Annotated in this window: 40 protein-coding genes; 38 read left to right on the plus strand and 2 right to left on the minus strand. The window is 68.6% G+C overall.

Annotated features, from left to right (window positions below; all coding sequences use genetic code 11):
• The first annotated feature begins 51 nt into the window (after window positions 1-51).
• From DN771_RS29230 to DN771_RS05295, 20 genes are all read left to right on the plus strand, one after another.
• A complete protein-coding gene (locus DN771_RS29230) occupies window positions 52-462 on the plus strand; it encodes a hypothetical protein (RefSeq protein ID WP_162941557.1) in 411 nt (136 codons plus the stop codon).
• On the plus strand, window positions 459-1,346 hold the full coding sequence (locus DN771_RS29235; RefSeq protein ID WP_162941558.1) for a DUF2303 family protein: 888 nt from the start codon (window positions 459-461) through the stop codon (window positions 1,344-1,346). Before DN771_RS29230 ends, DN771_RS29235 begins: the two co-directional genes overlap by 4 nt.
• Entirely contained in the window at window positions 1,321-1,686 is a 366-nt protein-coding gene (locus DN771_RS05215; protein ID WP_116996287.1) for a VRR-NUC domain-containing protein, read from the plus strand. Before DN771_RS29235 ends, DN771_RS05215 begins: the two co-directional genes overlap by 26 nt.
• 36 nt (window positions 1,687-1,722) lie before the next feature.
• The gene (locus DN771_RS05220; protein ID WP_162941559.1) at window positions 1,723-1,938 is read left to right on the plus strand and encodes a hypothetical protein; all 216 of its coding nucleotides are present in this window, start codon (window positions 1,723-1,725) and stop codon (window positions 1,936-1,938) included.
• 20 nt (window positions 1,939-1,958) lie between these two features.
• Window positions 1,959-2,801 (plus strand): helix-turn-helix domain-containing protein, encoded by an 843-nt coding sequence (locus tag DN771_RS05225; protein WP_162941560.1) that lies wholly within the window; start codon window positions 1,959-1,961, stop codon window positions 2,799-2,801.
• Between the two features lie 8 nt (window positions 2,802-2,809).
• Complete coding sequence (locus tag DN771_RS05230) at window positions 2,810-3,559, plus strand: hypothetical protein (RefSeq protein WP_162941561.1); 750 nt, start codon at window positions 2,810-2,812, stop codon at window positions 3,557-3,559.
• On the plus strand, window positions 3,559-3,768 hold the full coding sequence (locus DN771_RS05235; RefSeq protein ID WP_116996291.1) for a hypothetical protein: 210 nt from the start codon (window positions 3,559-3,561) through the stop codon (window positions 3,766-3,768). Before DN771_RS05230 ends, DN771_RS05235 begins: the two co-directional genes overlap by 1 nt.
• Window positions 3,761-4,039, plus strand: coding sequence for a DUF7352 domain-containing protein (locus DN771_RS05240; protein WP_162941562.1), 279 nt, complete (start codon window positions 3,761-3,763; stop codon window positions 4,037-4,039). Before DN771_RS05235 ends, DN771_RS05240 begins: the two co-directional genes overlap by 8 nt.
• Window positions 4,036-4,497 (plus strand): hypothetical protein, encoded by a 462-nt coding sequence (locus DN771_RS05245; protein WP_116996293.1) that lies wholly within the window; start codon window positions 4,036-4,038, stop codon window positions 4,495-4,497. Before DN771_RS05240 ends, DN771_RS05245 begins: the two co-directional genes overlap by 4 nt.
• Window positions 4,494-4,769 (plus strand): hypothetical protein, encoded by a 276-nt coding sequence (locus DN771_RS05250; RefSeq protein WP_116996294.1) that lies wholly within the window; start codon window positions 4,494-4,496, stop codon window positions 4,767-4,769. The genes DN771_RS05245 and DN771_RS05250 overlap by 4 nt, the downstream gene beginning before the upstream one ends.
• Window positions 4,770-5,010: 241 nt before the next feature.
• On the plus strand, window positions 5,011-5,901 hold the full coding sequence (locus DN771_RS29990) for a hypothetical protein (protein WP_205528434.1): 891 nt from the start codon (window positions 5,011-5,013) through the stop codon (window positions 5,899-5,901).
• Window positions 5,898-6,824 (plus strand): DHHA1 domain-containing protein, encoded by a 927-nt coding sequence (locus tag DN771_RS05265; RefSeq protein WP_116996296.1) that lies wholly within the window; start codon window positions 5,898-5,900, stop codon window positions 6,822-6,824. The genes DN771_RS29990 and DN771_RS05265 overlap by 4 nt, the downstream gene beginning before the upstream one ends.
• Window positions 6,824-7,180, plus strand: a complete 357-nt coding sequence (locus tag DN771_RS29240) for a hypothetical protein (RefSeq protein ID WP_162941563.1) — start codon at window positions 6,824-6,826, stop codon at window positions 7,178-7,180. Before DN771_RS05265 ends, DN771_RS29240 begins: the two co-directional genes overlap by 1 nt.
• Window positions 7,181-7,208: 28 nt before the next feature.
• Window positions 7,209-8,036, plus strand: a complete 828-nt coding sequence (locus tag DN771_RS05270) for a RecB family exonuclease (RefSeq protein ID WP_162941564.1) — start codon at window positions 7,209-7,211, stop codon at window positions 8,034-8,036.
• On the plus strand, window positions 8,033-8,734 hold the full coding sequence (locus DN771_RS05275) for a hypothetical protein (protein WP_116996298.1): 702 nt from the start codon (window positions 8,033-8,035) through the stop codon (window positions 8,732-8,734). Before DN771_RS05270 ends, DN771_RS05275 begins: the two co-directional genes overlap by 4 nt.
• Before the next feature lie 26 nt (window positions 8,735-8,760).
• On the plus strand, window positions 8,761-9,465 hold the full coding sequence (locus DN771_RS05280; RefSeq protein WP_116996299.1) for a hypothetical protein: 705 nt from the start codon (window positions 8,761-8,763) through the stop codon (window positions 9,463-9,465).
• 42 nt (window positions 9,466-9,507) lie between these two features.
• Entirely contained in the window at window positions 9,508-10,065 is a 558-nt protein-coding gene (locus DN771_RS05285) for a ParB N-terminal domain-containing protein (RefSeq protein ID WP_116996300.1), read from the plus strand.
• Window positions 10,043-10,228, plus strand: coding sequence for a hypothetical protein (locus DN771_RS29245; RefSeq protein WP_162941565.1), 186 nt, complete (start codon window positions 10,043-10,045; stop codon window positions 10,226-10,228). Before DN771_RS05285 ends, DN771_RS29245 begins: the two co-directional genes overlap by 23 nt.
• Before the next feature lie 69 nt (window positions 10,229-10,297).
• The gene (locus DN771_RS05290) at window positions 10,298-11,134 is read left to right on the plus strand and encodes a ParB/RepB/Spo0J family partition protein (RefSeq protein ID WP_116996301.1); all 837 of its coding nucleotides are present in this window, start codon (window positions 10,298-10,300) and stop codon (window positions 11,132-11,134) included.
• Between the two features lie 40 nt (window positions 11,135-11,174).
• Complete coding sequence (locus DN771_RS05295) at window positions 11,175-11,474, plus strand: hypothetical protein (RefSeq protein ID WP_116996302.1); 300 nt, start codon at window positions 11,175-11,177, stop codon at window positions 11,472-11,474.
• A 45-nt stretch (window positions 11,475-11,519) separates the two neighbouring features.
• Here DN771_RS05295 and DN771_RS05300 read toward each other — a convergent pair whose 3' ends face one another.
• Window positions 11,520-12,665, minus strand: a complete 1,146-nt coding sequence (locus tag DN771_RS05300; protein WP_116996303.1) for a DegT/DnrJ/EryC1/StrS family aminotransferase — start codon at window positions 12,663-12,665, stop codon at window positions 11,520-11,522.
• A gap of 59 nt (window positions 12,666-12,724) precedes the next feature.
• Between DN771_RS05300 and DN771_RS05305 the strand changes: the two genes are divergently transcribed.
• The 6 genes from DN771_RS05305 (at window position 12,725) to DN771_RS05330 (ending at window position 17,238) form a co-directional block, all read left to right on the plus strand.
• Window positions 12,725-13,384 carry a class I SAM-dependent methyltransferase gene (locus DN771_RS05305; RefSeq protein ID WP_116996304.1) on the plus strand — a complete coding sequence of 220 codons (660 nt, stop codon included), beginning with the start codon at window positions 12,725-12,727 and terminating at the stop codon, window positions 13,382-13,384.
• A 2-nt stretch (window positions 13,385-13,386) separates the two neighbouring features.
• A complete protein-coding gene (locus DN771_RS05310) occupies window positions 13,387-14,025 on the plus strand; it encodes a ParB/RepB/Spo0J family partition protein (RefSeq protein ID WP_116996305.1) in 639 nt (212 codons plus the stop codon).
• Between the two features lie 11 nt (window positions 14,026-14,036).
• Window positions 14,037-14,750 (plus strand): class I SAM-dependent methyltransferase, encoded by a 714-nt coding sequence (locus DN771_RS05315; protein WP_116996306.1) that lies wholly within the window; start codon window positions 14,037-14,039, stop codon window positions 14,748-14,750.
• Window positions 14,747-15,712 carry a GNAT family N-acetyltransferase gene (locus DN771_RS05320; RefSeq protein WP_116996307.1) on the plus strand — a complete coding sequence of 322 codons (966 nt, stop codon included), beginning with the start codon at window positions 14,747-14,749 and terminating at the stop codon, window positions 15,710-15,712. The genes DN771_RS05315 and DN771_RS05320 overlap by 4 nt, the downstream gene beginning before the upstream one ends.
• Complete coding sequence (locus DN771_RS05325) at window positions 15,700-16,494, plus strand: GREB1-related protein (protein WP_116996308.1); 795 nt, start codon at window positions 15,700-15,702, stop codon at window positions 16,492-16,494. The genes DN771_RS05320 and DN771_RS05325 overlap by 13 nt, the downstream gene beginning before the upstream one ends.
• Window positions 16,495-16,581: 87 nt before the next feature.
• The gene (locus DN771_RS05330; protein ID WP_162941566.1) at window positions 16,582-17,238 is read left to right on the plus strand and encodes a hypothetical protein; all 657 of its coding nucleotides are present in this window, start codon (window positions 16,582-16,584) and stop codon (window positions 17,236-17,238) included.
• Here the strand turns inward: DN771_RS05330 and DN771_RS05335 are convergent.
• Complete coding sequence (locus DN771_RS05335; protein ID WP_116996310.1) at window positions 17,220-18,221, minus strand: polysaccharide biosynthesis protein; 1,002 nt, start codon at window positions 18,219-18,221, stop codon at window positions 17,220-17,222. The two genes, DN771_RS05330 and DN771_RS05335, sit on opposite strands and share 19 nt — an antisense overlap.
• Window positions 18,222-18,260: 39 nt before the next feature.
• Here DN771_RS05335 and DN771_RS05340 point away from each other — a divergent pair, with 39 nt between their 5' ends.
• From DN771_RS05340 to DN771_RS29255, 12 genes are all read left to right on the plus strand, one after another.
• On the plus strand, window positions 18,261-18,911 hold the full coding sequence (locus DN771_RS05340; protein ID WP_162941567.1) for a PIG-L deacetylase family protein: 651 nt from the start codon (window positions 18,261-18,263) through the stop codon (window positions 18,909-18,911).
• The gene (locus DN771_RS05345) at window positions 18,911-19,588 is read left to right on the plus strand and encodes a WbqC family protein (RefSeq protein WP_116996312.1); all 678 of its coding nucleotides are present in this window, start codon (window positions 18,911-18,913) and stop codon (window positions 19,586-19,588) included. Before DN771_RS05340 ends, DN771_RS05345 begins: the two co-directional genes overlap by 1 nt.
• Window positions 19,582-20,292 carry a hypothetical protein gene (locus tag DN771_RS05350; protein ID WP_116996313.1) on the plus strand — a complete coding sequence of 237 codons (711 nt, stop codon included), beginning with the start codon at window positions 19,582-19,584 and terminating at the stop codon, window positions 20,290-20,292. Before DN771_RS05345 ends, DN771_RS05350 begins: the two co-directional genes overlap by 7 nt.
• Complete coding sequence (gene terL / locus DN771_RS05355) at window positions 20,289-21,854, plus strand: phage terminase large subunit (protein WP_116996314.1); 1,566 nt, start codon at window positions 20,289-20,291, stop codon at window positions 21,852-21,854. Before DN771_RS05350 ends, terL begins: the two co-directional genes overlap by 4 nt.
• A 107-nt stretch (window positions 21,855-21,961) precedes the next feature.
• Window positions 21,962-23,152, plus strand: a complete 1,191-nt coding sequence (dnaN, locus tag DN771_RS05360) for a DNA polymerase III subunit beta (RefSeq protein ID WP_116996315.1) — start codon at window positions 21,962-21,964, stop codon at window positions 23,150-23,152.
• The gene (locus DN771_RS05365) at window positions 23,149-23,469 is read left to right on the plus strand and encodes a hypothetical protein (protein WP_116996316.1); all 321 of its coding nucleotides are present in this window, start codon (window positions 23,149-23,151) and stop codon (window positions 23,467-23,469) included. The genes dnaN and DN771_RS05365 overlap by 4 nt, the downstream gene beginning before the upstream one ends.
• Before the next feature lie 40 nt (window positions 23,470-23,509).
• Window positions 23,510-23,713: a hypothetical protein gene (locus DN771_RS05370; protein WP_116996317.1), complete on the plus strand. Its 204-nt coding sequence runs from the start codon at window positions 23,510-23,512 to the stop codon at window positions 23,711-23,713.
• Between the two features lie 64 nt (window positions 23,714-23,777).
• Window positions 23,778-24,071, plus strand: a complete 294-nt coding sequence (locus DN771_RS05375) for a hypothetical protein (protein WP_116996318.1) — start codon at window positions 23,778-23,780, stop codon at window positions 24,069-24,071.
• The gene (locus DN771_RS05380; protein ID WP_116996319.1) at window positions 24,068-24,355 is read left to right on the plus strand and encodes a hypothetical protein; all 288 of its coding nucleotides are present in this window, start codon (window positions 24,068-24,070) and stop codon (window positions 24,353-24,355) included. The genes DN771_RS05375 and DN771_RS05380 overlap by 4 nt, the downstream gene beginning before the upstream one ends.
• A 351-nt stretch (window positions 24,356-24,706) precedes the next feature.
• Window positions 24,707-24,913 (plus strand): hypothetical protein, encoded by a 207-nt coding sequence (locus DN771_RS29250; RefSeq protein ID WP_162941568.1) that lies wholly within the window; start codon window positions 24,707-24,709, stop codon window positions 24,911-24,913.
• A 303-nt stretch (window positions 24,914-25,216) separates the two neighbouring features.
• Window positions 25,217-26,098, plus strand: a complete 882-nt coding sequence (locus tag DN771_RS05385) for a hypothetical protein (protein WP_116996320.1) — start codon at window positions 25,217-25,219, stop codon at window positions 26,096-26,098.
• Window positions 26,098-26,265, plus strand: a complete 168-nt coding sequence (locus tag DN771_RS29255) for a hypothetical protein (protein WP_162941569.1) — start codon at window positions 26,098-26,100, stop codon at window positions 26,263-26,265. The genes DN771_RS05385 and DN771_RS29255 overlap by 1 nt, the downstream gene beginning before the upstream one ends.
• Window positions 26,266-26,279 lie beyond the last annotated feature (14 nt).

The raw sequence follows: 26,279 nt of genomic DNA on the forward strand, positions 1-26,279 counted from the left end.
TTCAGAAATCCTCGACGCCGGCCGGCGGCGAGGGCCGAGAAAGGAACCGCCATGTCCGACCAGACCGGCGTCGACGAATCCGCCGACGACGCCCACGACGAGGAACCGTCCGCGTTCATCCGATGGCTGCGCCAGTACGACGACGGGCAACTCGTCGAAGAGCTCGACGACGCGTTCAAGCAGCTGGTGATCGAGGTTCACGGCACCGGCAAGAGCGGCAAGCTCACGCTCGAAGTCCCCGTCGGCCCGAAGGGTCGCACGATCATCACGTCCGGCGACGTGAAGGTGAAGCACCCGCCGACCGAGAAGATCCACGAGTTCTTCTTCCCCGATGCCGAAGGCGTCCTGCACCGCGACGAGCCGAACCAGTTGAAGCTCGACCTCAAGACCGTCGGCACCGTTCCGGGGAGCCTGCGCGTCGTCAACACCGAGACCGGAGAGATGAAGGAGGTCGCACGATGAGCGACGCATTGAACAGCGAGTCCGTCTACCGCTCCGAGTCGCAGGCCGGAATCCAGGCCGCCGCGATCGCCAAGGCGCTCGACCCCGTGCGATGGAGCCCAGGCGATCTGGCCACGGTGTCGGGTCCGAAGGAATGGTCGACTCACCTCGTCGACCTCGAGTCCCAACTGGCTGCGCCGCGGCGGGCCCGCGGGACTGTGCAGGTGCACTCGGCCGACTCGTTCGTCGCGGTGTGCGGCCGTCTCGTTGACGAAGAGGGCCCCGACGCGGTGGGGCTGTACGCCGACGAGACTGCCAACAAGCTGGTGGCGGTGCTGAACGACGACATCGCCAGCGCACCCGGTTGGCGCGACCACCGGGTCGAGCTCGTCCTGCGTCACACGCCGGAGTGGGAGCACTGGCATCGCAACCAGGGGCTCAAGTCGCAGCAGGACTTCGCCGAGACGATCGAGGCCGGCCTGACCGAGATCCACGAGCCGGCCGCCGCGACGATGCTGACGATCGCCGAGACGTTCGAAGCGAAGGTCGACGTCAACTTCGCCCAGGGCGCCGACATGGGCCGTGGCCGGCGTCAGCTGACCTTCAACGAGAAGGTGACCGCCAAGGCCGGCGAGGGAGGTGCGCTGGAAATCCCCGAGAAGATGGTGCTCGGCCTCCGACCGTTCATCGGCGGTGACGCGTACAAGGTGGAGGCGAAGATCAAGTTCCGTCTCCGCGAGGGCAAGCTGGCAATCGGCTACGTGCTCGACCGGCCGCACGAGACGTTGCGCGACGCGTTCCTCAACGACACGCAGAAGGTCGCCGCAGCGCTCCAGGTTGCGCTGCTGCAGGGCGTTGCCCCCGGGGCCGTCACGCCCCATGCCACAGCCACGGCGATCCGCTAGCGGCACGTTCACAGCCGCCGAGTACCGGCGTCTCGTCACCGAGTCCTCGTTCCAGGAGAAGGTGGTGCAGACGGCCGAGCTCGGCGGCTGGTGGGTGTGGCACGACAACGACAGCCGCCGCAACCGCGGCGGCCTACCCGACCTGATTCTGATCCGCCCGCCGCGGGTCATCTTCGCCGAGCTCAAGAAGCACGACGGCCGCGTCCGTAGCGCGCAACAGAAGGTGCTCGGCCTCCTTGCTGACTGCCCTGACGTCGAGTCGTACCTGTGGCGACCCGACGATTTCGAGGCGATCGAACAGACCTTGGCCCGACGAGGATCCGCCTCTCGTCGACGCTGATTCCGCATGGCGGCAGACAGACCCGGGGAGGGTCCGATGCCATTTGAGACCGAGATGAGCGTCCCGCTGGCGCTCATCACCGATGACCACCTGTCGTTCGAAGCACGTGGGTTGTTCTGCTGGCTGCAGGCGACGCCGGACGCGATCAGGCTGCCGCTGACCGACATCGCAGCCCACGGGAACACGACCGTCGAGAACGTGGAGTTTGCTCTCGACGAGCTCGCCGCATACGGGTACCTGCCCAAACGATGAGCGTCCAGTGGATCAGCTGGGTGTTCGGCGACCGACGAAACCCCGGCCTGAACAAGCCGACCGGCGGCCGGCGGCTCGTGCTGCTCTCGCTGGCGAATCATGCCAACGACGAGGGGTGGTGCTTCCCGTCGATCGCCACGATCTCGCGCGAGGCCGGCCTGTCCGAGCGTCGCTGCCATGACGCGATCCGCTGGCTCCTGGCCGAGGGCTACATCGACCGGACGATCAACGGCGCCCCGAAGGAGATGGTCGGCCAGTACCGGTCGAACCTGTATCTGCTGAACGCTGATGCCGAGGCAGGCGTGGACTCTCCGTCCATGGCTGAATCGTCGGGGGTGGACGAATCGTCCCAGGACGCTTTGGCGCTCAGGGGTGGACGTTCTGACACGCCAGGGGTGGACGAATCGTCCGAGCAGGGGTGGACGGAACGTCCACAAGAACCATCACCTGAACCGTCAGGTGAACCGTCTCCAGAACCGATGGTCGCCGCCGAGGCGGCGAGCGAAGAGCAGCCGACGGCGAACCAGGTGACGAAGAGAGTCGTGGACGACTACTGGGAGTTCGTCCGCAAGGAGACCGGCAAGGTGCCCGTCGGGATCACGCACGTCGCGTTGCAGAACGTTGTGCGCCCGTTCATCGAAGCGGGCTACGGCGTTGCCGAGGTGAAGCGGGCAATGGCTGCTGTCCGTGAGCGCGGCCAGACGTTCACCCGTCAGATCGTCGAACAGCACCTCGATGGCCGTGCCAGCCAGCCCAAGGCGAACCGGACCACAACGGTCACCGACGTCGCGCGCGGCGCTCAGGACGCCGCCGCACGCTACGAAGCCGAAGAGATGACCGCATGTCACCGTCACAGCGCATGATGAAACCCGTGACACATTCCGCCGACATCCAAGTGCTCGAAGGACGCCACGTCGTCATCCACGAAGACGGCTCCAGGACGTTCGGCGTCGAGGATGCAACGAAGTTCCCGGTCGGCTCGTGGACGAACCTGTACGTGCCGACGGACCGGCTCGACGAGGTCCGTGTGATGCTCGACGCCATCGGTACCGGCGCCGGGCGGATCGTGCTCGAACGCCACCGTCAGAGCGACGGCGAGGGCTACCACGCAGCGATCGACGACACGTACGTCGAACAGGAACTGCAGCAGGCAGCGATCGCCTACATCGCTGCGTGCGACGATCACCAGGGCGACACCGCCAGGGACTTCTGGCCGCAGTCATGGCTGGAGGCAGCGTTCAAGCCGGCGAGCCAGGAGCGCAACCTCGAACGCGCCGGCGCGCTGGTCGCCGCCGAGCTCGATCGGCTCGACCGCAAGCACGCCCGGCTCGAAGGTCCGTCGGTCGCAGCCGACGCTCCGCCCTCCCCCGTCGACGACGGCCTGCCACGAATCGAAGCGCCGCGAGGGCCGATCAGCTACGACCCCGTCGAGATCGCACGCCGCACGTTCGAACGGACCCGTGACGGCTACGTCGACGCGATCCGCCGGATCGACGAGATCGCCAACTCCGAACCCGTCCAGATGACGGAAGCGGCCCATCTGCTCGAGCGGGCCTCCGAGCAGCTGCGCAGCCAGCTGGCCGACGTGCTGCTCGCCGACGTTCTCGGAGACGATGACTGATGCAGTCATGTGACCTGCAACCGGGCGACGTCATCGAGTGGCGCTCGCAGCACTGGCCCGACGCCAGCCGAGCCGAGATCGAGGTCCGCAAGACCGACGACTCGGGCTGGTGGCTCGTCGACGGCACCGGGATCTCCGACGCCGTCTTCGACCGCGACGGTTCCGGCTGGACGCTCGCCCGCCGGCCCAAGGCGGCCGCCGATGTCTGACCGCGTGATCTGGAAGTACGAGATCCCCGTGGACGGGCTGACCCTCGAGCTCGCCCACCCGAGGATCGTGCACGTCGACCACGACCCGACCGGCATGGAGCCTGACCTACTGCCGTTCGTCTGGATCGAGCACGGCCGGCCGGGACCGCTCGAGCAGGTCGAGATCCGATTCGTCGGCACCGGCCAGCCGGTCCCTGATGCGCCGTTCCGGCACGTCGGCACCGCGATCTGCGGGCAGCTGGTCTGGCACGTCTACGCGAGGGTCACATGACTTCCAACCAGGGCAGCCCCGACGACCCGCCGGTCGACGTGGATGAGGCCGCCGCCCGCCACCTGCCCGGCACCGGGCGTCAGGTGCTCCGGCACGGCGGCGATGGACCCGCAGGCCAAGACTGCGGCGTCTCCGTCGGCGAGAGGATGCCCATCCAGGAGGGTGACCGGGGCGGTGCCGGCCCGGTCGCCGCAGTCTTCGGACGGTTCCGCGGTGGAATGGGCGCACGCGGGATCGCCGCCGCTCTCAACGAGGTCGTCGGAGCGATGTTCGACGACGCCGCCGCCGAGGTCGCGCAGCACGCCCGTCGGGCGACGCCGGCGCACACTGGGAGCCTCGCCCAGTCGATCCGCCCCCGCCAGTACGGTAAGCACGCCACCGGCGGCCACATCGGCCCGCCCACCGATCTCGCGCGCCGGTTCCCGGACGCGATCGAGACCACGGAGGCCGACTCATGATCCGCCGCTTCCGACGCAAGTGGGTTGCGTGGCGCGGCTACAAGCAGCTGGTCCGGCTCGGATGGGAACCCGAGCGGGCCATGCTGCTGGCCAAGATCGCCGCCGGCCTCGACATCCCCGTGAAGCTGCTTGGCCCGCCCGGCATCAGCACTCACTGGTCGCAGGTCTTCCCGCCGTTCCCGAGCACGTACCCGTGGATCGAGGAAGGAACGACGCGTGGTCGTCCGTCGCCGTTCCTCGCCGCAGCGACCGACGACGAGCCGCAGCCATGAAGATCTTCCGCACGGCCACGAACCAACATCGCTGCGAACCACCACCGGTAGCGCAAGACGGCGACATAGGCGAGTGCGACTGCGGCCGGTTCTGGATCGCCGTCACCCACAACCCACCGCCCTGGCATCGCGGCCAGTGGCCGGCCCGCCGCGGCTGGTTCGCAGGCCAGATGATCGGCTGGGAACCACTCGGCTGGCGCCGAGCACGACGACTCATCCGCAAGCTCTCCGAGCAGCCGTCATGAACCAGGTGTGGTCGTGGCTGCTGACCGTCGTCGGCGTCACCGGTCTGATCTTCGCCGGCCGGCGCCTGTGGTGGGCGTGGCTCATCGGGCTCGGTGCTCAGGGCCTGTGGCTGGCCTACGCCATTGCGACGCGCCAGTGGGGCGTCATCGTGTCGGCTGCCGCGTACGGCGCCACGTACACGGTCAACGCCCGCCGCTGGTGGCGTGAACGCCAAGCGCCGGCGAGCGAAGAGGAACAGCTGATCGCCCAGTGGCTCGCCGTCAAGGACCGGGCGCCAATCGTCATGCCGCCCAACGTCACGTCGTACAGCGAGCGCGGCCCGAACGACCGCGTCTCGCAGAGCGCCGGCGGCTATCGGCCTCGCCAGCACTCCGGTCCGCTCCCGAAGCCGCGTGACCTGGGCCCGGCTGATCGTCTCTTCGTCGACGACCACGCCCGCCAACGCGTTCTCGTCCGCCAGCTGCTCGCTTACGCCCACGAGCACGATGGGCCCGAGCCGCCGGCGTGGTGCATCTGCCGCTCCCACTGGAGCGAGGCCGGCGAGCACTCCACCGGGTGCGAGGCCCGCTACGACGCCGGCGTCGAGCTCATCGAACGCGCCGTCGCTGCCTACCGCTACCTCAACGACGCATCTGGGCCCAACTGGCGGTTCGTGCCCGACTGGTGCATCTGCCGCTCCCAGTACGAACGCACCGGCGCCCACGTCGACGACTGCCTCGCCAAGTTCAAAGCCGACGTCGCGCAGGTCCGCCGATCGACCGATCCGCAAGCGCGCAAGGTCCACGACACCCACTTCGAGAACCCGCCCGCCGAGTGCCGCGTCTGCGCCGCAGCGCAGCCCGATCTCGACGTCCCCGACTTCGTCCGCCCGAAGGAGACCCCGTGACCCAGCCCGTCCTCGCCCCGACCACCCCGCTCGTGATTCACCACGATGACTGCCCCGATGGCTTCGGGGCAGCGTGGTGGCTCGCCAAGTTCCTGAACCAGCGCCGCGTGCAGCCCGACGTCGAGAAGCACGCCGCCAACTACGGCGATCCGCTGCCGAACGTGGACGGCCGCGACGTGTGGGTCGTCGACTTCTCGTACCCGCCTGAGCAGATGCGCGAGCTCGGAGAGCGCGCTGCCGGTGTCGTCGTGCTCGACCACCACAAGAAGGCGCTCGAGCAGGACTGGTCCGACACGGGCTTCCAGCTGTTCGAGCGGCCGAGCGACCTCGGATGGGGGCCGCCGGGGGTCGCCCGTCGGGTCGCCGTGCTCAACATGGACCGTTCCGGCATCGGCCTGGTGCTCGCCTACATCGATCACCTCAACGGCCATCCGACGCCGTTCCCGACGTTCCTGCTCAACCTCGAGGACCGCGACCTGTGGCGATTCAGGATGCCCGGCACGCCCGAGGTGTTCGCGACCGTCACGTCGTACCCGTACGCCGATGAACTGTGGGACGACTTCGAAGCCCGCACGGTCACCGACCTGGTCGTGGAAGGGATGCCGATCGTCCGTTACCGGCAGCAGCTGATCGCCGAGTGCGTCGGCAACGCCTACCAGACCTACATCGACGGCCACTTCGTGTGGATCGCGTCGTGCCCGTACTCGGTCGGCTCCGACGTCGCCCAAGTGCTCGCCGAGCGCGAGCCCGACCTGTTCGGCGTCTACTTCATCGTCGGCCCGTCGACTCAGGTGAAGGTCGGACTGCGGTCGGTCGAGTCGGGCATGGACGTCAACGAGATCGCCAAACGTCACGGCGGCGGCGGCCACGCCCACGCCGCGGCGTTCCGCACCACGACCGACGCCTGGTTCGCCGCGTTCTGATGAGCGAGATCGTCGGACACACGATCCGAGTCACCCGGCTCGACACCGACGGTCAGCCGGTCGGTGAGCCGATCGAGACGATCGGATTCACCGGTGTGCGCGTCGTGCGCGACCTGCCCACCGGCGACGGACGGTGCCCGATGATGCCGGATCGGGCCGAGCCGGCGCGGCACACGATCACGATCGACTTCGCCTTCGGCCGCGGCCGCGCCGGACGGCGCGCCAGCAACCAAATGGCCCGCTTCCTGTGGGGCCCCGACTGGGACCGGAGCGTCGCGGCGTGGCGACGGCACCAAGCGTTCGTCTCCCGCACGTGGCGCCAGACCCGGAGCCGCACCCGCCGACGCCGGCGTTGATGCCACCCCAACAGCGGACGATGAAGTAGTGACCACCTTCGAGCCTCCGACCACGCTGTCGCCGTCGCGGATCAAGAGCTTCCTCACCTGCCCGCTGCAGTTTCGATTCGAGTACGTCGAGAAGCTGCCCGGCACCGTCAACCGCGCCGCCGTGCTCGGCTCGACCGTGCACCTCGGGCTGGAGTACCTGTTCGAACGGCACCCCGCCGGCGAACGCGACCGGGCGGCCGCCGTCGCCTGCATCGCCGACGCCGTCGCCGAGTTCCGCGATGACGCCGAGTACCAGACGCTCGCCCTCGACGACAAGGAGGTCGTCAAGTTCGGCAAGGAAGCCCAATCGCTCGCGTCGAAGTACCTCGACATGGAGAACCCGAACGCCGTCGCAGTGATCGCGAATGAACTGTGGGTCGAGCACGACATCGGCGGGGTCACGCTGCGCGGCAAGATCGACCGGCTCGACGAGCACGGCGACATGACCGTCGGCATCGTCGACTACAAGACCGGCCGGCCGCCGTCGCAACGATTCGAACAGGACGCCATGTTCGGCGTCTGGTGCTACGCCCTGCTCGTCTTGGTCACCCGCGAAGAGATGCCGTCCCGGGCCCGTCTGATGTACCTGTCATCGAGGGAGACGATCGACGTCACCCCGACACCGCAATCGCTGCGCGGCGTCCGAGGCAAGGTGCTCGCCGTCCACCAGGCGATCAGCCGGTCCTGCGAACGAGGCGACTTCCGACCGGCACCGACACAGAAGATCTGCGACCGCTGCCGCTACCGGCCCTTCTGCCCCGCCTACGGAGGCGAACCGGACGACGCCGCGGCCGCTCTCGCGGACGCCGGGCTGGTGCCGGCATGAAGAAGTCCGACGTCGCCAAGCTGATCGGCATCGTCAAGGGGCTCTGGCCGAACTGGACCGCAGCGCCGATCACCCGCGAGCAGTGGGACGACACGGTGTCGACGTGGATGCTCATGCTCGAGGACGTCGACGCCGCCTCCGCCGCCGCAGCCGTGCAGATCCTGTCCGCCGAGGGCCGGGAGTGGCCGCCGCCGGTCGGCCGCATCCGCCGCCGCTCGATCGAAGCTGCCGCCCACGCGGCCGGTACCGCGCCGCCGACGCCGGATGAGGCGTGGGCCGAGGTTCGCGAAGCGATGCGTGATGACACGACCGACTGGTCGCACCCTGCCGTCAAGGAAGCGGTCGACACGATCGGCTGGTGGGACCTGCGCCACTCGACGAACGTCGACACGGTGCGGGCCCACTTTGTCAAGTTCTACGCAACCGCCGCTGACCGGGCGTGGGCGCCGATGCTGACCCCACCGAACGCCCGAGCCACGCTCGACGCCATCGCCCTCACCGCCGCCGAACAGCGCACCGCGCTCCCCCGCCCAGCCCCAGTGCCGGCAGCCGAGCTCGCCGACCCGGGCGTCCCGGTCGATGACGGCCTGGCGATCATGCGCCGAGCCCGCGACGAGGCACGCACCCGCGAACGGGAGCCCCGAGCCGGCGACGGTCTGGTCGGTATCGGCGACGCACTCGGCCGCCTGACCAGCTGACACGCCCGCGCGTCTACGATCCGCCGATGGCGTTCGGGCGTAAACGGCGGAGGATCGGTGAACTCACCGTCCTGCTGGAGCGGGCGCAGGGACTTCGCATCAGCCAGGCCGTCGCCCTCGAAGCGATGGCGGACGCGCTCACGAGGCCGGGCCACATGACTAAGGCCGCCGCGGCCGAGCAGCTTCGGGCGCTCGCCGGGGCGTGGCGCGCGGTCAGTGACGTGCAGGTCGCCGCCGTTCGGGGTGGGGCGATCCAGGCCGTCGCCACGACCGGCATCGTCGTGACCCTGCTTGCCGAGACGATCGGCGGAGCCGTCAGCGGTGTCAGTGAAGCCGTGTCCTCGCACGTCGTTGAGGCGTTTCAGCAAGATGCAGCCCTGCTGCTCACGCTCGACGCCAACATCGCCGGCATCGCAGACGGCATTCTCCTGATGCCCGACGACCCGCCCGACGCCGTTCAGGATGCAGCCGAGATGGTCGAGTCGATCGGCCGCGCCGCGGCAGTGGAGGTCGGCGACGATCTCGAATCGGAAAGTACGCGTGCCGGCTATCTGTTTCAGCGGTTCCGGCATCCGATGGGATTCAACGATCCGCACGAGTTGTTCGAGCTCGGCAATGAGCTACTCAGTGTGCTCGGCCCTGGGATGGTTGAGAGAACGGATCAGCACCGCTTTCCGCTGGCTGCCGCTCTCGAAGCCCTCGATAGAGCGATGTCACGGGCGACTCGCTGAGTATCGCTTCGCCACGCTCGTGACGCATTATGATGCATCCCGATGAGTGGTGATGGTCGTGTGCTGCAGCAGGAGTTCGAGATGGTCGACGTCGGCGCTCTCGAACTGCATCCCCGCAATCCGAACCAGGGCGACTTCGGCGCCATCCATGAGTCGGTGGCGACGAACGGGTTTTGGGGTGCCCTGGTCGTGCAGAAGTCGACGAACCGGGTGCTCGTCGGCAACCACCGGCTCGCCGTGTCCCGCGAGCTCGGCATCACCGAGGTGCCGGTGCTGTGGGTCGACGTCGACGACGAACAGGCGCTGCGGGTACTCACGGCCGACAACCGCACCGCCCGGCTCGGTTCCGACAACATCGAGGTGCTGACCGAGGTGCTGATGAGCCTGGCGTCATCGGACCTCGGCCTGGCGGGCACCGGCTTCGACGGTGACGATCTCGACGCCATGTTGAACGACATGGCAGAGAACGAACCGACCGCAGAGCCCGAGCCGAAGGAACCGGTGCTGCAGGTGGTAATCGCGTGCGAGTCGAAAGAGCACCAGCGCGCCGTGCTCGCCAAGGTGGAGGAACTGGGCTATGAAGCCAAAGCCAAGGGGTGACGCCGCCGCCGGCAAGGCGCAAATCATCACCCACGTCGAACCCGACCTGCGTGACGCTGTGCACCGTTGGGCCGAGTCCGAGGACCGCACCGTGTCGGCGCAGGTCCGTAAGACGTTGCGCGACAACGTGCCCGTCCGGTTTCTCGACGCACCACCTGGATAACTGTCGCCGCATCAGCTACACTTACTAGTAGGGACCAGGGAAGGGTCCCCGCCAGAAAGGAACCAGCTGATGCCGACCGCAACCGACATGCGGATCGTCGACCTGCCCGTCGACCAGATCTCACCCGAGTGCAACGACCGCACGAAGTTCGACGAGACCGCGATCGTCGCGCTCGCCGAGTCGATCGCCCGCAACGGGCTCGCCCAACCGATCACCGTCCGCCCCCGCCCCGACAGCGACGGCTACTGGCTGGTCGCCGGTGAACGCCGCTGGCGGGCCCACCGGCACCTCGGCGCGTCAACGATCAAGGCCATCGTCCGTGACCTCGACGACCGCCGGGCCCAAGACGTCATGCTCGTCGAGAACATGGCCCGTCAGGATCTGAACCCGATCGAAGAGGCGACCGCGTACCGCAAGCGACTCGACGCCGGACTCGACATCGACGAGCTCGCCAAGATCGCCGGCGTGTCGGTCGCCCGGATCCGCTGGCGAGTCGGGCTGCTCGAGCTCACCCCAGAAATCCAGAAGCTCGTCGCGTCCGGCGACTTCGGTCCCGGCTACGCGGGGTCGATGCCCGGTCTCGACCCGCAACGGCAGCAGCTGGCGTTGCGGGCCTGCATGGAGAAGAACCTGACGGTGCAGGGCATGGAACTGCTGTGCGCGCAGCTGCTCGCCGAGCAGAACCAGGGCAGCATGTTCGACGCCGATTCGTTCATGCAGCTGGACGAGGTGGTCGCCAAGTCGCAGCGCGAGAACGTGAAGCTGTCGTCGATGGAACTGACCGCGCTCGCCGGCCGGGTGCTCGACGCCGTCCTCGATCACGTGCCGCTTGAGGCGCTGTCCCACGACGCCAAAGCCGACCTGGACCAGCTGCAGCGGGTCGTCGCCTTCCGGCTCAAGAAGTGACAGAACTACGATCCGTCGCCGTGAACAGGGGTAGGGACCAATGAACACGCCAACGCCGCCGCCGCCACCGATGCCGCCGAGACAGCCCGGCTACGCCACACCACCGGCCACCTCAGGCGGCCAGCCGGTGTGCCCGTACTGCGGAGCGCACGGCACGCTGCGCAGTCAGCAGAAGCAACTCACCACGAAGAAGCGCGTCAAGTTCGGCGTGATGTGGGTGGTGCTCACCGTCTGCACCGGCGGGATCGCATTCCTGATCTGGCTGATGATGCCACGGCGCAACGAGGTCATCGGCGTCGACCGATGGACCGAATGCACCGCCTGCAAGTCGACTCTCTGACGACCGCGACCGGCCCGCTCGGTCGACGCGCCGCCACGGCTGATCTCAAGAAGTGAGCACGGCCGTCACCTGGTCGACGACGTAGTCGACGTCGTCGTTCGACATGGCGGCGTGGCATGGGATCGCCAGGTGGCGGGCGCTGTACTCGGTGGCGCCGGGGATGGCGTCGCCGTAGAAGTCGCGGAAGTGGCTGAACTCGTGAAGCGGGATGAAGTACACCGACGATCCGACCCCGGCCGCGGCCAGCTGCTCGAGGTACTGGTTGCGGCGGGCCGGGTCGACGAACAGCGGGTACACGTACCGTGACCATGCCCGACCGGGCAGCCGTGGCAGCAGGTCGACGCCGTCGAGTTGGCCCAACGCGACGTCGTAGCGGCCGCTGATCCAGCAGCGTCGGGACTGGGCGGCCCACGCGCGCCGTAGTTGAGCGACGCCGATCGCGGCGTGAACGTCGGACATGTTCGACTTCAAGCCGGGTCGGATGATGTCGTACCGCCACGTCGGGCCCCCGGACGCGTGGCGGGTCCACACGTCGCGGGACATGCCGTGCAGCCGCCAGCGGACAGCTTCGTCGAGCAGATCGTCAGGCCCCGTCAGCGCGCCGCCCTCGGCAGTCGTCAACGTCTTGGTGGCTTGGAAGCTGAACGCCGTCAGCCGGCGTACACCGATCGGGCCGGAAGGGTCGCCGATCGTGCGGCCGTCGACCGAGGCGGGCAGGGCGTGGGCGGCGTCCTCGACGATCGCGACGTCACGGCCGGCGCAGAGAGCGTCGATCGCGGTCATGTCGGCCGGCATCCCGTTGAGGTGCACCGGGATGACCGCCCGAACGTCGTTGCCGTTCATCATCCGTTCGAGCAGGTCGACGTCGATCAGCCCGGTGGCCGGGTCGACGTCGCAGAGCCATGGCCGGCCGCCGGCTCGTTCGATGGCGTGCATGGTGCCGGGGAAGCCCATCGCCGAGGTGAGGACGATGCCGCCGTCGACGTCCACGGAGCGCAGGGCGAGCTCGATCGCGTCGGTGCACGACGAGAACAGTTCGACTCGGGGCGCTTCGACGAACCTGGCGAGGTCGGCGGCGAACTCGGCGCACTTCGGGCCGGTGGTGATCCACCCGGAGCGCAGCACGCTGGTGACCTCGGTGATTTCGTCGTCGGTGATCTGAGGCTGGGACAGGCCGACTCGTCGCATCATGCTCGCACGATACTGCTAACGCATGATGATGCACGACGAGTCGGCTAGGGTGAGCGGCCGTGGATGACTACTGGGCGGAGCACTTCGGCGCCTACCACGGTGGCGACGACCGGCTCGACGCATCGTCGGACTCGTTCTGGTGGGGCTACGCCACGACGGTGCTCACCGAGGCCGGCCCGCTCGCCGGCCGCACCGTCCTCGACGCCGGGTTCGGCTCCGGTGCCATGCTGCACCTCGCCGCCGCGGCCGGCGCAACCTGCACCGGCATCGACCTCGAGTCGGCAGTCGCCGCCTTCGACGACAGCCACCCGTCGATCGACGTCGAGATCGGCGACCTTCGCGACACGGCCGGCTGGACCGTCGACCGGGCCGACGTCGTCTGGTGCGTCGAGTCGATCCACTTCGTCGACGACCCCGTCGAAACCGCCTACTCCCTGTGGGCCCGGGTCGCCGCCGGTGGCCGGCTCGTCGTCACGTTCGCCGACTCTCGCTCGCCGTTGATCGAAAAGGTGCGCCTCGACCACGGAGGCCGCTACCACGGTGTCCACCCCGGAGCCCTCGACGCGCTCGGCCGCAACCTGCCCGCCTGCGCCCGCTTCGAGATCCGCGACCTCCGCATCGACGCCGACCAGATCGTCCGCCCGTTCCGCATCGGGCCGCACGACCCGACCGCGCGGCCGCCGCACCGGCTGCTGTTCACCGCACTGAAAGGAGCCTGACGATGGCAGGCCAAGGCCCGATGAAGGTCGTCCAGGTGAAAGTCGGCGACCTCGTCCCCGACCCGAACAACGCACGCCGCGGGTCGGTGTCCGAGATCATGAAGTCGCTCGAAGAGTTCGGCCAGCACCGGCCGATCGTGGCCCGCCGCGACTCGAAGGTCGTAGTCATCGGCAACCACATGCTCGAAGCCGCCAAGGCGCTCGGCTGGGACAAGATCGCCGTCACTTACGTCGACGACGACGACGAGACCGCGATCCGCCGTGGCCTTGCCGACAACCTGGCGTCGGACCGCTCGAAGTGGGATGACGCCCAGCTGGCCTCACTGCTGTCCGAGCTCGACGACGCCGCATCGGTGCCCGGTGTAACCGACAAGATGCTCGACAACCTGCTCGCCGAAGTGACGACCGACGAGCCGACCGAACCGCTCCTTCCGATCACCCCGCGCCCGGCTGAGGGCTACAGCTACGTCGTCATCATGTCCCGCAACGACATCGACAAGGTGTGGCTGGAGACGGTGATGGGGATCCGCAAGGAACGGTCGTGGAAGTCGAAGAAGTCCGGCGTGTCCCGAGTGGTGACCGTCGACCAGTTCAAGCAGGCGTTGAACACCGCGATCGCACGCGGCGAGCCGTTCCACTGACAGGAGCCCCGATGAACTTCGTCCCGCACGACCGACACCAGCTGGCCGCCTACTGGCAGAGGTACTTCGCCGACACGTTCCGCCACGACTGGACGATCGAGACCGCTCCCCCACTGATGGGTCAGCATTTCGGGTTGGCGATCGCCGCGGCGGGCCCGGCCGTGTTCGACGGCCGGGTCCTCGACGCCGCGTGCGGACATGGCCGCCTCGGCCTCGCCTGCGCCGGCCTTGGCGCCCAGGTGCTCGCCGTCGACGGCAACCCCAGTCTGATGAGTCAGCTGCACGACCGCCACGTCCAGCGCGGCTCGAGCGAGCGTTACGTCGATGGGATCGCGTTCCAGGCGGTCGACCTGCATGGCCGCTGGGAGGTCGGCGACCCGTTCGACGTCGTGTTCGTCATGGAAGCCCTGCAGTGCTTGCCGCTGTCGGCGACACTCGGCGAAGCGTGGTCGCACGTCGCCGAGGGCGGCCGGCTCGTCTTCACGGTGCCGTGGGCGGCCAACCCGATCATCGAGGCCGCGCACCGAGAGCACCGTGGCATGTTCCAAGTGACCGGCCGCCACGAGCTCGTCTCCGCGATCCGGCAACGCTGCGACGGCCACAGCCTCTGGCACGCCCAAGCCCTGCACCTCGCCGACGACCAGCGCTACGGCGCCTACGCCCTCGACCGGCTCGCCGACTTCGACGACCCGCCCTACCGGGTGCTCGTCACCGTCACCAGATGATCGCCGACTGGCCGGACTTCACCCGCCGGTACGGGCCGTACTGGCATCAGGACTGGGCGACGATGTGGACCGACCGCGACGCCACCGTCGTCGGCGACATCGCCACCGCAGCGATGCCCGCGCTGCTCCACCCCGTCCCGGACCAGCCCGGCCGGATCCATGTCTCGCCGCCGTCGGGTGAGGTCGGCGTCTTCTCCCACAGCCCGATCGGCATCGAAGCGCTGTGCCGCTGGCTCGCCGCCGCCGGTGTCGTGTCGGCGTTCCTGCCGTTCGACCCCCGCAGCCCGGTAGCGCCGACGGTGCCACGGCTCGATGACGCCTGGGACGCCACCGTGCGGCCGGTGCCTCCGTCGATCGTCGTCGACCTCGAACGTTGGGACCGCGCGGCAATGTCGGCGAACCATCGTCGCAACCTCGCCGCTGCCGAGCGTGCGGGTGTGGCGTGGCAGCACATCACCGACGACGGGCCCCACGACGACGTCGCCAGGTTCGTCGACCTCTACCGGCAGACGGCGCGCCGCAACCGGTTCGCCGCCCGCCACGACCTGACCGCCGACCAGGTGCTGCGCCTGCTCGCCGCCGACAGCCTGCAACCGCGGCTGTACGGGGCGTGGCACGACGGCCGCCTCGTCGCCGGCGTCACGACGCTGCTCGTCGGCGAGATCGCCACGTTCCACTGGTCCGCGACCGCCGACGACTACGCCCGTTCGCCGCTCGCCCCGTCGAAGGCTGCCCTGTACTGGGCGCTCGAGGACGCCAAGCTGCGCGGTGCCCGATTCATGCTGCTCGGCGGCGGGATGACCGCCGGTGACGACCTCGAACAGTTCAAGCGACGCTTCGGCGCGCACCTGCCGGTCGTGCCGCAGTTCGCGCTCGAGATCGTGTTCGACCGCAAAGCCCACCGTGCCGCGTGCGCGGCGCGGCCCGTGAAGGAAGGCTGGTTCCCGTCGTGGCAGTACTGACGCCGCTACTCCCGCTCGACGACTCGCCCGAAGAGCCGTTCACGATCGTCGTGCCGTCCAAGGGACGACCGAACAAGCTGCTCGTCAAGAAGATGCTGCCCGCCGGGTCGTTCAAGGTGCTCGTCGAACCGGGCGAGGCAGGCGCCTACCGGGAGGCGAACCCGGACTGCGAGATCGTCGAGCACCCGAAGGAGGCGTGGCCGTACTCCCGCAAGGTGCAGTGGGCGTATGAGACGTTCGGGTCGATCGTGTCGATCGACGACGACATGGAACGCTGCTGGCACTACGAGCACGGCCTGGGCGACCCCGAATGCACGCTGTCGAAGGAAGACACCGTCCGGTGGATCTCCCGAACGATGTGGGAGGCCCGCCAGGCCGGCGCGCACCTCGTCGGGTTCTTCGCCTCCGACATCCGCAACTATGACGCGCAGAACCCGTTCAAGCTGGTCGGCTGGATGCCCGCCTCCGCGATGGGGATCCTGTCGGGCTCGAAGCTGCACATGCATTCCGACATCGTCTGTTCGGCCGACTACTGGATTTGCCTGCTGAACATGTACGAGCACCGGTACATGTGGGTCGACAACCGGATCGTCCCGGGCTTCGTCGAGGGCAAGACGTTCAAGACGGAGGGTGGCATTTCGTCGTCGCGGACGATCGAAGCGGAAAAGCATGATTTCGAACTGCTGGAACGTTACTTCGGCAACGTCGTCCGCAAGAAGCAGGGGACGGTGCGGGCGAAGGTGAAGCACATCTGGCAGAAGCAGATCTATCCGCCGTTCTAGCCGGCTACTGTCGCACCGTCAGCTACACTTAAGGAGTAGGGACCAATCGCCTACGGGATAGAAAGGCTGACTGTGGGATTCAACTTCATGGGACAAAAGACGCTGCGGGGCTTCGCGCTCGGCGAAGTCGTGTCGGCGCTGCAGAAGGCGGTGAGACGTGGCGATGTAGCCCAGTCAGTGGCGTGGTGTGCCGAGCTCGACCAGTCCGGGTTCGGGAACTACGCGTGGAAGCGGCTGCTGATCATCATGTCCGAAGACATCGGCCCGGCGTGGCCCGAGGGACCGGCTGTCATCGCCGCGTTGCGGCGCAGCTGGGACGAGTACATTGAGGGCGCCAAGGGCCGCAAGGGCGGGTCGGAGCGGATCTTCATCACGCACGCCGCGATCCTGCTGGCGAGGGCGCCGAAGAGTCGGATCGTCGATGAAGCGATTTGGGCGACCTACGGGCGGCCCGAGCCGATGTTCGGGGAGATCCCCGACGAGGCGCTCGGCGTGTTCACGCAGCGCGGCCGGTCGATGGGTCGCAAGCTCGGCACCCCCGAAGGCGACCGGTTCTGGTACGACGTGGAATCGGTGCTCGTCAACGAGGTCGAGTTCGACAACCCGTTCCACGACCGGTATCTGATCGGCGAGCAGGCGGCATTCGACCAACAGGGCGCGTCATCGGGCGGCTCGAGGACCGAGGCCGCAGGCTCGGCGCGTGCGGCAGCGAAGAGTGACGACGCTCAGCTGTTCGACGCGTAGGCGGCCGAGGTGGCGCCCGCGAGGATCCGTTGGATCTCGCGGGCGCGGCCGGCCTGCGACACCGCGGGCACGCGTACGTGGGTGATCGACGGGTTCGGGCCCGGCTCGGCGGTCTCGTTCGGGCCGACCAGGAGCTCGGAGAGACGCTCGCCGGGTCGTAGCCCGGTGATGGCGATGTCGATGCCGCCGCCGGCCTCGGCGATCAGCAGGGTGGCGACGTCGTGGATCTTGACGGGGTCGCCCATGTCGAGGATGCAGGTGTCGCCAGAACGGCCGATGCCGCCCGCGGTGAGGACGAGAGCGACGGCCTCCGACAGCGTCATGAAGTAGCGGTCGACGTCGGGGTGGGTGACGGTGACGGGGCCGCCGTGGGCGATCTGGCGGCGGAACACCTCGGTGATCGAGCCGCCCGAGCCGAGCACGTTGCCGAACCGCGTGGACAGCCAGCGGCCCTGCTGGCCGAGAGCGGCAGCTGCGACGATGCGTTCGGTGAGCCGCTTGGTGCGGCCCATGACGCCGATCGGGTCGGCGGCCTTGTCGGTCGAGATGTTGACGAACGTGTCGACGCCGACGCGTCGGGAGGCTTCGACGACGTTGATCGTGCCGTGCACGTTCGTCTTGATCGCCTCGATCGGGTGCGCTTCTCCGAGCACGACGTCTTTCATCGCGGCGGCGTGAAACACGACGTCGGGCCGGATCGCGGCGAACAGCTGGTCGAGACGGCCCGGGTCGCGGATGTCGGAGAGGACGAGTTCGGGGCGGACGAGGTTGCAGGCCGGGTCGAGCCGGTAGAGGGTGCGGCAGAGGTGCTCGTCGTCGCGGTCAAGCATGAACGGCAGCCGGCCGGTGCGTTCGGCGATCTGGACGCACAGTTCGCCGCCGATCGAGCCGCCGGCGCCGGTGACGAGGATGCGCTTTCCGTTGAGCCATCCGGTGTCGATCGGAGAGGCATCCCGGTGTCGTCCCAACTCGTCGCAACGCATGACGCATCATGATACTTGTTGCACATCTATGCTGGGGGTGTGGAACTCCCCGACCGGATCCTGGTAGTCGCGCCACACGCCGACGATGAAGTGATCGGCTGCGGCGGTCTGCTGCACCGGGCGGCCCGCGACGGCGCTGAGACGACCGTGGTCGTGGTCGCCACCGACGACGAGGAACGCACCGTCGAGCTCAAAGAGGCCTGTCGGGTGCTTGGCGTCGCCAACGTCGAGGTGCTGTTCGGCCCGATGCCGTTCATCGACGACCTCGACGACAGCCGCATCGTCTCCGCGATCGACGACGCGCTCGCCCGCCACGCTCCACGGCTGGTGCTCGTCCCGTCGCAGGCCGGCTACCACCAAGAGCACCGACGGGTCGCCGGTCTCGCCGTCTCAGCGACCCGGCCGGGCGGCGGCCGCACGTTTGGCCACGCGCCGCAGTCGGTCTGGTACTACGAGGCGCCCGCCGACGTGTCGTCGCCGACCGGAGCCTGGTCGCCGACCTTGTACGTCACGCTCGACGACGTTGATGTCGCCGCGAAGTGCGACGCGATGCTCGCCCACGCCTCCCAGGTGCGGCCGTACCCGTCGGAACGGTCCACGGAGGCGCTCCGGTCGCTGGCCGTGCTGCGTGGCTGCCAAGTCGGCGCCGCCTTCGCCGAGGCGTACGCCCCGCGGCGCCAGGTGTTCTGATGCGCCTCGCAGCTCACCAGCCGCTGTTCTGGCCGCCGATGTACCTGATGCAGCGGTGGCTGCACGTCGACACGCTGGTGTGGCTCGGCTCGGTGCAATTCACCCGCAAGTCCCGCGACGAGCACGGCCGCAACCGGCCGACCGGCCAGAACCGCATCGTGCTCGGCGACGCAGCCGGCAACGACGTCGACGTGACCGTCCCGGTCGGGGCGTCACGCCAGCCGATCGACGACACGCCGCTCGGCGACTGGGCCGACTCGTTCATCTCGACGGTTTGCCACCTGTATCCCGAGACGCCCGAACGCGACGTCGTCTGCCATGCGGCCGCCGAGCTCGAAGGCGAACCGCTCGGCAGCGTGAACCGGGCGACATGGTCGCTGACGATCGGCCTGCTCGACGTCAAGGCGCCTCACGTCGTCGACGACACCAGCCTGCCGCCGGTCGACGACCGGGTCGACCGGCTCGTCACGTACTGCCGTCAGCTGGGCGCGACCACCTATGTCGCAGGCAAGCCCGCCATCAACGCCTATCTGGACGCCAACGCGTTCGCCGCTGCCGGCGTCACTCTCACCCCCCAGGATTGGACGCCTCCGCACGGCGTTCAGGCGGGCCGGTCAGTGCTCGACTCGATCCTGCGCCGCGGCGTCGACCGCACACGGAAGGCGTTGGGATGGTGACCACCAAACGGCTCCGTCGCAAGTCGCCCGTCGTCGCCAACCCGGCACCCGTCGGCACCCGGGTCGTCACCACGCCGCAGGGCAAGCGCGGCCGCCCGGCGCTGATCCTCGAAGGCTGGAACGAATCGAGCGGCGGCTGGTCGGAAGGGTCGCCGGCGCACCGGGTGATCACCGCAGTGCGCACCGGCGCGTTCTTGAACGCGGCGGCCGAGTACGCCCGCCTGAACAAGTCGACAGTGACGAACTGGCTGGCACGAGGCCGCGAGCACCGCCCCGACGTCGACTACGACCGCACCGACATCGACGTCGAGCACCGGCCGTACGTCGACTTCCTCGAAGCGGTCCGCAACGCCGATGGCAGCTACGAGGTCGAACTCACCGGCCTCACGTTGAAGGCCGCGCGCGAGGACCCGAAGTTCGCGTTGCAGGTGCTGTCGCGTCGCTACCCGCACTGGCGCGAGTCGTCCAAGCTTGAGCTCGCCTCCGGGCCCGCCGAGGAAGAGACCGCCGATCCGCTCGAGCAGATGGCCGAGCACCCGGCGATGATCGCCCAGCTGGCCAAGCTGTCCCACGACCTCGAAGACCTGAGCGTCGACCCCGAGCTCGTCGCCGGCAGCGACGAGACCCGCCGCCCCTCGGTGGGCGGTCCGACCGGTGACGTCCCCGACAGCTACGCCGACACCGTCGGCGGTGGTGATGAGTGACCGCCGCCGTCCTCGACCGAACTAGCCAGCGGATCGCCAAGCGGGCCTGGCTCGCCACGCCAGACACGTTCGGCCGGCGGCTGTCGCACGGCACGCTCGTCGCGCCGTCGCATCTGCGGCTGCTGTCGTGGCTGCTGTACCTGTCGTCGATCGGCTACGTCAGGCGGCTGACCATCGCGATGCCGCCCGGCCACGCCAAGTCGACGGCGACGTCGCGTTGGTTTCCGGGCTGGGACCTCGAACTGCGGCCCAAGCACAAGATCATCCTGGCGTCGTACGAATCGACGCTCGCGGTCGAGCACGGCAAGGCCGTCCGCGAGATGCTGATGGAGAACGCCGACAAGCTGCACGTCCGGTTGAAGGCCGACTCCCAGGCCGCCGACCGGTGGGTGACGATGGCCGGCGGCGGTCTGCGCACCGCCGGCGCCGGCGGTTCGATCACCGGCCGCCGCGCCGACATCTTCATCGTCGACGACCCGTTCAAGGGGTTCGACGACTCGCATTCGCCGACGCAGCGCGGCGCGGTGTGGAACTGGTATCGGTCCGTCGCCCGCACCCGTCTGCTGCCGGGCGGCTCGATCATCATCGTGCAGACCCGCTGGCATCCCGAAGACCTGATCGGCATGGTGTCCGAACAGCCGAACTGGGTGCATCTGCGGCTGCCGGCGATCGCCGAAGAGGACGAGTCGATCGAGACGGTGGTCGGCGCCGAGTTCGTCGCCAAGTGCGCCCGCGACGGCGTCCCGCTGCCCGCCTGGCATCGGGCAGAAGGCGAACCGTTGTGGCCGTGGCTGATCGAACCGTCCGACGTCCTGGCCGGCGTCCCGTGGTATTCGGCCGACGAGATGGCCGAGATCCGCGACGAGGTCGGCGAGTACGTCTGGCAGACCCTGTACCAGCAGAACCCGACCGTCATCGACGGCGACATGTTCAAGCGCGACAACTGGGTGCGTGTCGACGCCGCGCCGGCTGGCTTGCAGGTCGTGCGCCGCTGGGACATGGCCGCCACCGAAGGCGGCGGCGACGCGACTGCCGGCGTGTTGATGGGCCGCGCGAAGAACGGCCGCGTGTACATCTTGGACGTCAAGCACGAGCGCTACGGGCCGTCGGGCGTGGAGCGGCTGATCGCCAACACCGCCGAAGAGGACGCCGAGAAGTACGGCCGCAAGATGCCGATCCTGATCGAGCAGGAAGGCGGCTCGGCCGGCAAGAACGTCGCCGAGCACTACGCCGCGACGGTGCTGCCCGGGTTCAACGTCCGCTTCGAAGGGTCGACCGGCGACAAGACGGTCCGCGCGTTGCCGTTGGCCGCCCAGGTCGAATCCGGCAACGTGTATCTGGTGCGCCGCGAGGGAGACCGCGGCCCGGAAACACCGGGCTGGTGGTCGAAGCTGATCGACGAGGCCGCCGCGTTCCCGAACGGCGCACACGACGACATCGTCGACGCGGCGTCGCTCGCCTACATGGATCTGCTCCGCCTCGCCAAGACCCGCAAGAAGGCGTCGACCGCTCGGGCGACCGGGTCGATCACAGCGCAGCCGATGCGCGCCGGCATCCGATAATTCTTCGCCGCCCCTCTTGCCTTCTGTAGCCGCTTCGACTACAGTAGAGGGAGTCAACAAAAACACCCCGTCGGGAAGGGAAGCCCGACGGGACCGAAAGGAACCCCATGACAGCCACCGATACCACTGCCGTCGTCGACGCGCCCGCCGAGACCGGCGAGGTCGCCGACACCAAGCCGAAGCGCAAGGGACGCGCTGCCGCCCGCAAGCGGCTCGCGTTCACCGCCGACCGTGAGCCGCTGCACAAGGCGCTCGCGGGCGCCGTGCTCGCCATCCTGCCCGGCGGCCTCCCCGTCCTCGCCGACGTCAAGCTGACCGTCGCCCGCAACCGCCTGACGATCACCGCCACCGACCTCGCGTTGTCGATCGAGACCACAATCCCGGTGAAGGCCGCCAAGGCCGGCACCGTGCTCGTGCCCGGTCGGCTCCTGTTCGAGCTCGTGCGCTCGGCCGGTGACGAGATCCGCATCGCCGAAGGCGACGGCGAGTGCGACTTCACGTCGGGCGACTTCCAGGCCACGTTGAACACGCACGACGCCGCCGACTTCCCGGTGCCGCCCCCGGTCGACGGCGACCCGCTCGAGGTCGACTCCCTGCTGCTGTTCGCCGCCGTCGCCCGCACCGTCAAGGCCGCATCGAACGACCCGGTCCGCCCGATGCTCAACACGCTGTTCATCCACAACGTCGACGGCCAGTCCCGCCTCGTCGCCACCGACTCGTACCGGCTGCACGTCACCGACCTCGGCGAGAAGATGACCGCCGGGGACGTCGTCATCCCGGCCCGCTTCGCCACCGTGGCGTCGAGGGTGCTGGCCGGCGAGTCCGACAACGTCGCCGTCACGGTCACCGCATCGCACATCGCCATGTCGACGCCGTCGACGACGGTGATCGCCCGGATCGTCGAGGGCGACTACCCGAACTACGCCGGCCTGTTCCCGGCAACCTCGGACCTGCACGTCACCGTTGATCGTCGACCGCTCGCCGCCGCCATCACCCGCATGAGGGCGCTGATCGACGCCGACACCACCGTTGTGCTGACGTTCGAGGCCGAGCAGGTGACCGTGTCGGCGTACGGCGTCGACGTCGGCAACGCTGCCGAGACGATCCGCTGTCAGAACGGACCCGACGAGGCGATGCGGATCGGGTTCAAGCCCGAGTACCTCCGAGATGCGCTGGCCGTCCAGGTCGCCGACTCGGTGACGTTCGCGATGCGCGATGCCATCAAGGCCGTCGTCATCGAGGTCGCCGGCAACACGGCGGTCCGCCACCTGCTGATGCCGGTGCGAGTCCCGGGATGAGTGAGGCCGCCTTCGGGGCGGCCACGGCGCCGCAGCTGTTCGACGTCACCGTGTACGTCGAACAGCTGCCGGACCGGCTGCTGCCGTTCGATCCGCTGCTCGAGGCGTGGGGCGCGCACATGGGTGCGATCGCCGACGCGATGCACGTCGACGTCCGCACGGTGCAACGCTGGCGGGCCACGGGCCTGTCCTACGACCTGGCCGACGAGCTCGCCGTCCGTGCCGGGTTGCACGCCTTCGACGTGTGGGGCGACCTGTGGTTCGTCGGCACCGACCTCGAGACCGAGGCGGGCGACGACGCGGCTCTCGCCGCATAATCTCTTGCTTACTGTAGCCGTATGGACTACAGTAGATGTTGTGACCACATTCCACGAATCCACCGTCGCCAACGTCAACGAAGGGGACGTCATCAGGCTCCACTGGGGCAAGCCTTTCCGGGTCAAGGCCATCCGACCCAACGATCTGCGACTCCAAGCCGTCGTCATCGACAGCCTGGACGGAGACCACTGGCCGGTCAAGACGACCGACACGGTCACCATCGTCCGCCGCTCCTGGGACTGACCTCCCGACAACCCACTCGCTGCCGGAAGGGAAGCCGGCAGCCAACCCGAAAGGAACCCACCCGATGACACTCATCGACTCCGGCTACGACCGCTGGCTCACCCACCCGATCGACGTCGCCTACGGCAGCAGCGACCGCATCACCGTCCTCGCCGAACACGTCGACGTCACCGACGCCGACTACATCGACTGGCGAGACGAATGGGCGGCCGACAACCCGCCGGCCGACGGTGACACCGCCGACGTCGATCAGCGCTGGCAGGACTCGCCCGACTTCGAGCGCTACCTCGAGTGGGCGGAAGAGCAGCAGCGTGACGCCGACCTCGACTACTGGGCGGAAGCGAGGTCGGGCCTGTGAGCGCCGCATCCGACTACGGCGTGGCGATCGTTGATCGCCTGATCCGGCCGCCGCTCGACGCTGGCGATCGCAACGTGTTCGCCGAGGGCGACCCAGCCACCGCCGTCGGCGACGTCATCGCCTACCTACTGCACTGGGCCGAAGCCAACGGCGTCAACGAGTCGTCGATCGGCGACGTCCTGGAGCTCGGCCGCAGTCACTGGGAAGCCGAACGTGGCGCCGGCGACGACCTCGCCCAAGGCTACGAGGACCGCTACCACGAACTGATCAGCCTGTTGACATGAGCGCACCAAGCGATCGGTTGCAAACGCCGGCGTCGATCGAGCTCGTGCTGCCGCCCGCCGAGGTCGTGAAGGTCGAAACCTACTGATGCTCGGCCGACGCTCGTACCCGTGCGGCTGCCCGACATCGACCCGGATCGTGAACCAGACGCCGGGCCGGTACCGGCGCGACTGCCCGGTCTGCAGCGCGAGGTGGGTGCTCGTCCTGTCGGTCGCCCGCCACGCCAGCCAGATCGTGGGCCGAGAAGTGCTCCGCATTGATTGGGAGCCGGCCGGCCCACCGCAACTATCGATCTCTCCCGCACCCGCGGGGGCGAAACAGCCCGGAGGGAAGCCGGGCAAGAAAGGAACCACATGAGGACACGAACTGTCCGGCTCGACGGCGCCACCAAGCCGATGTGCCTGGTCGCCGTCGACCAAGGCCTCGTCGACCACCTGTCGCTCATCGTCCACCACCTTGGCGGCACGTTCAATGTCGCCGCGGATGAGATCCCCGAACCATGGCGCGACCTGTACGAGAGCGTGATGGCGTCGGCCATCGTCGAAGAGACGGAGGGCTGACGTGACGAGCCTCGTCGGGCTGAGTGCTGTCACCCCTTCGAGCAAGAATGTCCAAGAGCCCTCCACCACCAATCACGGCGGTGACAGACGGTGGGGGCTACGGACGGTGGAGACACCGGTCGGGCGCGGAACCCGGCCGGGTCTCTGCCTGCAGTGGGGCGGGACGCCCGCAACGTCCCGCGGCGGAAACCCACTGCTCCCGGAGGTTGGGGTCGGTTGTCGGCGGCGACTGACCCCAACCTACGGATCATCCACCCATCGACGCCTGGGAAGTGGCGTCGCCCCCTTGAAAGGAACCCTGTGATGGCAACCATCAACCGGTACATCGTCGAGTACGACGACGGCGAATCCGACGAGTGCGACACGTTCGCCGAAGCCGACGCGCTCGCACGGAGGCTCCGCGGCAAGGTCGTCGAGTACGAGTACGAGTACTCCGACTCGATCGTCGTCGCCGACCACACGGCGACCAGCGACCGCGGCGAGGCCGAGCCGGCAGCGAACCCGCCGGCCGTCTACCCCGACGGCACGAAGCTGTGGCGGGCCCCGTTCGACTTCGCCGACGGCACGGCCGGCGAGGTGACGATCACCGAGTCCGACGGTCCCGACCATGCCGTCGTCGTGCTGGTCGACACCGAGTTCGAACCGGACGGCTCCGACGGCACCCGCGGCCTGCGGGTGTACGTCAACGACGGCGCCGTGTTCGTCGGCGTCGAGCGGCAACCGCCCGATGGTGAGCCTGCTCCCCCGCCGCCGCACTCGCGGACGTTGACGGTCGCGGACGGCTGGGAGATCGAGGTGACCGACTCGCACTCGGCGTTCATCCGCTACCGAGGCACCGATCTCGCTGCGCTGTGGGCGCCGGATCGTGACGGCGAAGTGAACCCGGTGCTGGAGGTCGCCCACGAAGCCAGAGTGTTCGGCGCCGCGAAGCACGGCGACCAGACCGAGTGGTCCGACCAGATGAACCACTCGATCGACCTGGCAGCGCTCGCCGGCAGCGTCGACATCGGCATCGCCGAACTCGAGGTCCGCCGAGCGCGGCCCGTCGAGATGTGGCGACAGGCCGTCGCCGACGGTGAGACAACCGAGAGTTACGAAGCCTGGCTGCACCCGGCCGTGTGCGAGGCCCGCGCCACTGCCGTCGTGGCTGCCAAGGCCCGTTGGGGAGACAAGGCGGTCCGGTGATGGATCCCGTCGTCGTCGCGGTCGTGTGCGGGTTCTGCCGCAACGCCGAGGAACATCTGCTGGTCGCCGGCCGGGCCCTGACGCGATGCCGGAAGTGTCGGTCGAACAATCTGATCGACCCGGCCACCGGCGAGTTCGTCGGCCCGCCCCAGGACGGGTTCCTGTGAGCGCCACGCTGTTC

This window comes from Desertimonas flava, from assembly GCF_003426815.1.
Lineage (GTDB): Bacteria > Actinomycetota > Acidimicrobiia > Acidimicrobiales > Ilumatobacteraceae > Desertimonas > Desertimonas flava.